This window comes from Archangium sp. Cb G35 (genome assembly GCF_001896145.1).
GTDB lineage: Bacteria > Myxococcota > Myxococcia > Myxococcales > Myxococcaceae > Archangium > Archangium violaceum.
Genome location: NZ_MPOI01000003.1, coordinates 415397 through 421202 on the forward strand (window position 1 = coordinate 415397; position 5806 = coordinate 421202).

At 71.1% G+C, this 5806-nt stretch carries 4 protein-coding genes; all 4 read right to left on the reverse strand.

Going from position 1 to position 5806, the window contains the following annotated elements:
• Window positions 1-15: 15 nt before the first annotated feature.
• The 4 genes from BO221_RS12205 to BO221_RS12220 all read right to left on the reverse strand — a co-directional run bounded on the left by BO221_RS12205 (window position 16) and on the right by BO221_RS12220 (window position 5595).
• Entirely contained in the window at window positions 16-3174 is a 3159-nt protein-coding gene (locus tag BO221_RS12205; protein ID WP_073560590.1) for a protein kinase, read from the reverse strand.
• Window positions 3175-3443: 269 nt separating this feature from the next.
• Window positions 3444-4004 (reverse strand): hypothetical protein, encoded by a 561-nt coding sequence (locus BO221_RS12210; protein ID WP_073560591.1) that lies wholly within the window; start codon window positions 4002-4004, stop codon window positions 3444-3446.
• A complete protein-coding gene (locus tag BO221_RS12215) occupies window positions 4001-5020 on the reverse strand; it encodes a M28 family peptidase (protein ID WP_143195407.1) in 1020 nt (339 codons plus the stop codon). The genes BO221_RS12210 and BO221_RS12215 overlap by 4 nt, the downstream gene beginning before the upstream one ends.
• A complete protein-coding gene (locus BO221_RS12220; protein WP_073560593.1) occupies window positions 5017-5595 on the reverse strand; it encodes a hypothetical protein in 579 nt (192 codons plus the stop codon). The genes BO221_RS12215 and BO221_RS12220 overlap by 4 nt, the downstream gene beginning before the upstream one ends.
• Between the last annotated feature and the right edge of the window lie 211 nt (window positions 5596-5806).

Sequence of the window (5806 nt, forward strand, 5' to 3'; positions counted from 1 at the left end):
GGAGGCCGCCTGGGTTCAGGCACTCACCAAGGCGGAGGCCGGGGTCATCGGCGCCGTCACGGGAGCCGGAACCGGAGCCACCGATACCCGGCGAGGCTGCAACGCGCGCCGCAGCTTGGCCACCAGCACCTCCGGGTTGACGGGGTACGTGAGGACGTCGTCCGCACCGGCATCCAGGCCGGCCTCCACCAGTCCCGGGTCCTCCGGGGGTGCCAGCACGAAGATGGGCAGCGCGGACGTCTCCGACGTGGAGCGCAGCGAGCGCGTGAGCTCGGCACCATCCCCGTCCGGGAGCCGCGAGGCCACCACCAGGGCCTGGCTGCCCTCGGACAGCAGTACACGGGCCCGGGCGGCGGAGTCGGCGAGCACCACCCTCACCCCATCCGCGAGGAAACGGGCCTGGAGCGCCGAGGCCCGTGCCGCGTTGGGCTCGGCGAGCACCACCGTGTGCGTGGCCTTCTCGCCCAGCACCAACTCCATCACCTCCGCGGAGAGCGCCTCCAGGGCCGCCGCGGGCAGCTTCGCCTCGGCGCGCAGCTTGACGAGCGACTGCGACGCGGCCGAGGCCCCCAGCATGGCCGTGCCCGCCACCTCCAGCAGCGACACCGCCGCGGCCAGCGCCTGGGTGGCCTTGTCCGCCTTCTCCGTCAGCGGAGCCGCGTCCCGGGTGCATGCCCCGATGAGCCCGGCCAGCTCGCCCGCGTCCCGGCCGAGGATGGCGCGCATCGCCTCGCACGACGGCCGGGTGAACCGCTCGCCTCCGCCCATCTCCTGGAAGGCCGCGAGTGCCAGCGCATAGGCCACGGCGGAAGCCCGCTCGGCCTCCGCACGCCCCGCGCCGAGCCGCCGGGCCACGCGCCGGGCCAGCTTGGCCAATGCCGCGCCCTGCACGCCTACCCCACCGAGCGCCGCGAGCGCCGCGTCCACCACGCGCGCATGCAACCGCGCCGCGCGGCTCAACGGACCGGCCTCGCCTCCGAGCGCCTCGGCCAGCGAGGGCAGCACACGCACCTCCATGGAGGGCGCCACCGTCATCAATCGCGCCACCACCGAGGGCGCGTCCGGCACCGTGTCCGCGGCCACCAGCGCCACCTCGGTACCGCCCAGCGCCACGGCCTTCTCCACGTCCGCGGCGCTGCTACCCGAGGCCGCCACACCCTGGCGCGTCAGCAACCGCACCGCCGCGTCGCGCAGCTCCTGGTCGTCCGACACCACCAGCATGGTGCGCGCCAGCGAGGCGGGCGCCGCACGCAGCACCGGCGGCGGCGCGGGCGTGGGCTCGAGCACCGGCGGCGGGGCCGCGGGCGGCGGCGTGGGCGCCGAGGAGATCTCCTCGAAGGCGGACTCGTCCAGCAGACGCTCGCGCGTGCGGGTGTGCTTGTCGGAGTAGGGGGTGACGCCCTTGTCCGACTCCGAGCCCGCCAGCGGCATGATGTTGGACCAGTCGCCCATCTGTTCCGGGTCGTAACCCCGGTAGAAGCGTCCGATGGCGCTGCGGATGGCGCCCTCGGTGGCGTAGATGCCGCGCACGGAGCAGCCGGTGATGAACTTCAGCTCGTCCAGGCGGGCCAGGTCGCGCGGCTCGCGCATGGCGCACACCAGCTCCTTGGACTGCTGGGCCACCGGCACCGCCTCGAGCCGCTCGGCCTTCTCCACCGGCAGCAGCGACAACAGCGCCTTGGGCACCGGCATGGTGCGCAGCACCTTGTCCGAGACGAAGGAGATGCCGCCCTGCTCGCCGAGGGCGCGGACCACGTCCTCCTCGGTGACGAGCCCTTCGGCCACGAGCAGCTCGCCGATGCGGCCGCCGGTGCGCTTCTGCCGCTCCAGCGCGCCCTTGAGCTGCGTCTCCGACAGCCGGCCCGAGGCCACCAGCATCTCCCCCAGCTTGCGGCGCGCCGGCCGCATCACGCGCGTCTGCGTCGGCAGGGAGAGGGAGGTGTTGAGGCCGGGCTGAGCCCCCGTGCGCACACCGGCGGGAGGGCCCACCTGCATGGTGAGGGAGGTGTTCCGCGCGGCGGGCTGCGGAGGCACCTGCATGGTGACGGAGGGGCCCGCGCGCGCCTCGAGCGGCGGAGGTGGCGGCGTCAACCGGGCCGGGTCCGTCACCGCGCGCATCGAGGGAAGCGACGAGGTGCCCGGACGCGGCCCTCCCGGGAAGGGCGGGCGCGAGCGCACCGAGGTGAGCGTCTGCGGGCGCTGCAGCCCCGCGTCCGAGCCGAGGCGGATCTCCTCGCCCCGGACCTCGGTGGCCCCGTCCAGCGGCGAGCGGCGGCCGGGGAAGCAGCGCGAGAAGAGCGCCGCCACGTCCTGCGGCCCCACGCGCAGCCGGTGATCGAAGAGGAAGTTCTGCAGCGCGTCCGAGATGTCCCGTGCCCGCTGGAAGCGCGCGGACGGCTCCGGCGCCAGCGCCCGGGTGACGATGCTCCAGAGCGCCGGAGGCACTCCGGGCACCGGCGCCAGGCTCTTCACGTCGAACTGGGCGATGTTGCGCAGCGTCAGGAAGTAGTCCGGGCCGCTGAAGAGCTGCCTGCCCGCGAGCAGCTCGTACAGCATCAGGCCGATGAGGAAGAGGTCCGCGCGCTGATCCACCTCCGCGCCCTTCACCTGCTCCGGCGCGAGGTAGCCCGCCTTGCCCTTCACCACGCCCGCCTGGGTGCCGCTCTGCGCGTTGGCCGCCTTGGCGATGCCGAAGTCCGCCAGCTTCACCTCGCCGCTGCTGGCCACCATCACGTTGGACGGGTTGACGTCGCGGTGGATGATGTTGAGCGGCCGGCCCATCGCGTCCACGCGTCCGTGCGCGTACGCCAGACCCTCCGTCACCTGCTGGACGATGAAGCACACCTCGCGCAGACCCAGTGGCACCTGGTTGCCCGCGGCCCCGCGCTGCACCGCGCGCAGGTTCTCCCCGTCCACGAACTCCATCACCATGTAGTACTGGCCGGTGATGGAGCCCAGGTCGAACACCTGCACCACGTTGGCGTGCTGCAGGCACACCGTCAGCTTGGCCTCGCGCAGGAACAGCTCCACGAACTCCCGGTCCTGCGCCAGCGACGGAAGGATGCGCTTGACCGCTACCGGCTTCTCGAAGCCCTCGGCCCCGACCACCTTGGCCAGGAACACCTCCGCCATGCCGCCTGCCGCGAGCTTGCGGATGAGTCGGTATGTGGCCATGCCGGCACCTCCCCCATCTCCCTTGGTTCCGTGCTCGGTATGCGCACGGGAGAGGGGGTTGGTGAGTGCTCTTCGCCTCGGGACGTGATGAACGTCCACCCGGCGGCACTCGGTTGACGCACCGCGCACCCGGGGCGTTCACAGGTGGTCAACCCGATGGGCCCCCGGTCCCGGTGGGCCCCTCTACGGCACGGGGGCAGGTGGCGGCACATGTGCCTCCACTCCGCCAGGCCCGTATCCGGTTGGATCAGAAAATTCGGAGCGGACCGCTAGAACGAGACGCCCACGTCAATGAGATTGAGCTGGTAGGCCACGCCCAACCCGGGGAACTCCGGGCTGACGCCCACGCCGAACTCGAGGATGGACAACTGGGCGCCCTCCAAGGTGAAGCGCGCCGGTGCCAGCAGCACGCCCGCGGCAATGGGCGGGACGCGGTTGACGGAGGGGTGCTCGGCGTCGAGGAACGTCACCCGCTCGCCCAGGAAGCCGGTGAGCGTCACCAGGGCGGCCGGGGTGTAGAAGCCCAGGCGGTGCTGCATGCCGGCCGCCACCTGCACGGGCACCACGTTGCCGAAGTTCATCAGGTAGCCCACATCCGCCTGGAGGATGAAGCGATCCTGGATGATGTCACGCACCCCGAACGAGCCGCCGAACATCCCCGTGGAGCGGGTGGGCGAGAGGTACGCCTGGACGCCGCCGCGGCTGTAGACGGAGAACCGATGGACGGGCGCGGCATCGGCGGCGGGCTGCTCGTCGGCGGCGCGGGACGTGGCCGGGACCAGCCCCAGCGCCACGAGGGCCGGCAACACCGCGGTGAGGGCGCGCTTCATGGCCGGACTCCCGCCCAATAGGCGATGGCCGCGGCGGAGAGCTGCACCGCCTTGCGGAACATGGGGGGATTGAGCAGGTCCATGGTGTCCTTCTCGTTGTGGTAGCCGGGGTTGCGGAAATAGGCCGTGTCGCTGATGAAGACGGCCTGGTGGCCGCGCAGCCAGAAGGGGCCGTGATCGCTGCGCAGCAGCGGGGCGTTGCCGGGGTTGTTGCCCCAGCCACTGGCCACCACGCCAAACGTGCGGATCGTCTTGAACGACTCGTTGAGCGCCATGAACTCGTTGACGCGATCCAGGGAGTTGTCGTTGCCGATCACCGCCAGGAAGTTGGCCTCGGAGGGAGCGGGCAGCCCGAGGGAGGTGTTCTGCGTGCCCGGCTCATCCTTGTAGTAGCCCAGGCTGTCGAAGTTCACCGTCAGCACCACCTCCTTGCTGTTGCCGAGCGACTCCACGTAGCGGTGGCTGCCCAGATAGCCCAGCTCCTCGAGGTCGAAGCCGACGAAGCGCAGCGTGCGGTCGAACTTGTACTGCGACAGGACGCGCGCCAGCTCCACCATCGCGGCCACGCCCGTGCTGTTGTCATCCGCCGCCGCGTAGTAGACGTCGTAGTGGGCGGCGATGATGACGACCTCCTCCGGGTGCGTCACGCCCTTGTGCTCGGCGATGACGTTGGAGACGGTCAGCAGATCCTTGGCGAACACCTCGCGGCGCACCGGCAGATCCAACTGCTCGAGCCGCCTGTGCAGGTACTCCCCCGCCTTCACGTGGGTGAGGTTGCACAGCTCCGGGTAGACGGAGGCGTTGTCGCCCAGCAGATTGCAGTCCAGCGGCTCCTCGGACTTGTGCTCCGCCACCAGATCACCCACGGTGGCCATCATCCGGTCCTGATCGATCTGCCCGGAGATCTCCTCGAGAATGGGAAGCTTGGACGTGTCCAGCGGGGTGACGGGCGAGCAGGCGGCGGCACCCAGCAGGGCCGCCGCGAGCAACATCGGACGGGTGGAAGAGCGGTTCACAGCGAGACTCCCAGGCGAAGCAAGGTGACGCGGATGGCGGAAGCGGAGCCCAGGGGCAGTCCCGTCGCCGCGAAGTTGAATTCCAGGCCACTGAGCAGCACGGGGCCCAGGTGGAAGCGGAGCGGCGCCGCGCCGAAGCCGAAGTACATCGGGCCCACCAGCCTGTCCTCCAGGTGGCCTCCGTCGTTGTCCCCCAGCAGCGGGTAGAGGGTGGACATGCCGCCCACCCCCACCTCGGGCCCCGCCGCCCCCTCCCAGATGCCGAGGCGGGCCGTGAGCCGGGCCTGGACATAGACCTCCAAGGGCACGGTTACCAGCCTGTCGGGCAGGCCGCCGCGCACGCCGCCTCCGATCCGGACCCGGCTCCAGAAGCCCTCGGCCGCCAGGGCCCGGTTGTACGCCACCTCGGCCGCGTAGATGGTCGGGGAGAGGCTGTAGAAAGAGCCGTGGAACACGCTGGTCACGCCGGCCGACAGCTCCTGCGCCGGAGCCTTCTTCGCTGGGGACTCCGCCAGCGCGGGCGGGGCCAGCAGCGCCAGACCGGCGGCCATCCACTTCATCCAGTTCTGCTTCATGTCGGGGGCTTGCTCCTGAGCACGTTCCGGGCGCGGGGGGACCTGCCGCCACTGCCTCTCAGCCGCCTCGCCACCACACCCCTGGAAACTTGCGTCAGTATTCGACGGCAGAATACCTTCTGTCCAGTAGCGAAACAGGAACGTCACGACAGGTAGCACTACCTGTTGGGATGTTTTGCCCACGCCGGACGAGCCCGGCGGAGACATCGCG